The organism is Halosimplex halobium (assembly GCF_051414055.1).
GTDB lineage: Archaea > Halobacteriota > Halobacteria > Halobacteriales > Haloarculaceae > Halosimplex > Halosimplex halobium.
The window spans coordinates 1-526 of the sequence record NZ_JBLKNX010000056.1 but is presented as its reverse complement, the minus strand read 5'-3'; the positions used below and the strand labels follow the sequence as shown (position 1 = coordinate 526).

Annotated in this window: 1 rRNA gene; it reads right to left on the bottom strand. The window is 56.3% G+C overall.

The features are described from left to right. Window positions 1–526, bottom strand: a 23S ribosomal RNA gene (locus tag ACMGFG_RS24250); the annotation flags it as partial.

Below are 526 nucleotides of genomic sequence, written 5' to 3'. Positions count from 1 at the left end.
ACAACCGGTACACCAGTGGCCACCATCCGTAGTTCCTCTCGTACTATACGGACGTTCCCGTCAGATACCATGACACCCCCAATAGATAGCAGCCGACCTGTCTCGCGACGGTCTAAACCCAGCTCACGACCTCCTTTAATAGGCGAACAACCTCACCCTTGCCCGCTTCTGCACGGGCAGGATGGAGGGAACCGACATCGAGGTAGCAAGCCACTCGGTCGATATGTACTCTTGCGAGTGACGACTCTGTTATCCCTAAGGTAGCTTTTCTGTCAGCAATGGCCCGCATCGAGCGGGCGAATTGGTTCGCTAAACCACGCTTTCACGTCAGCGTTCCTCGTTGGGAAGAACACTGTCAGTCCATCTTTTGCTTTTGCACTCTTCGCCGCGTTTCCGACACGGCTGAGATGGACTTGGGGCGCGCTCGATATCTTTTCAAGCGCGTACCGCCCCAGTCAAACTGCCCGGCTACCGGTGTCCTCCGCCAGGAGTGAGGGTCGCAGTCACTACCGGGTAGTGTTTCATG